This window comes from Methylobacterium sp. CCH7-A2, assembly GCF_001557075.1.
Lineage (GTDB): Bacteria > Pseudomonadota > Alphaproteobacteria > Rhizobiales > Beijerinckiaceae > Allobosea > Allobosea massiliensis.
Genome location: NZ_LSKN01000101.1, coordinates 1 through 435, shown reverse-complemented (window position 1 = coordinate 435; position 435 = coordinate 1). Strand labels below are relative to the sequence as shown.

Annotated in this window: 1 protein-coding gene; it reads right to left on the bottom strand. The window is 66.4% G+C overall.

Annotated features, from left to right (window positions below; translation table 11 throughout):
* A partial coding sequence (locus tag AX750_RS08730; RefSeq protein ID WP_245282357.1) for a phage integrase N-terminal SAM-like domain-containing protein occupies positions 1–250 on the bottom strand: 250 nt, incomplete at its 3' end.
* Between the last annotated feature and the right edge of the window lie 185 nt (positions 251–435).

The following is a 435-nucleotide window of genomic DNA, read 5'->3' as shown; positions in this document are numbered from 1 at the left end:
GCGTCGGGATCCGCGCCATGCGGTCACCGAAGCCGGTCCGGCCCAACGTGACGTGAAAGAAGAACCGCAGCGCCGTGCAGGCCAGGTTCATCCGCGCATAGCTGGCGCCGAGCGAAGCCAGGTGAAGCTGATAGCGCCGCAGATCCTCCGGCTCGGCCCGATCTGGCGGCAAGCCGAGAAAGGCCGTGAACTCGCGGACCTGCCGCACATAATCGCGCTGCGTGTGCTCGCCAAACCGGCGGATGGTCATGTCCTCGATCATCCGCTGGTGCAGCGGAACGATGGTGACGGCATCGATTATGGAAACCTCCGAGGATCAGGGGAACGACCCCGAAATCCTCCGATGCAGCGCCTCACAGGCGAAATCTCAGCGACCCCCGCGCCGCTGCGCCCTGCCGCGAGAGCGGCTTAGTCCGTTGGCGCACCCCCTCCCCC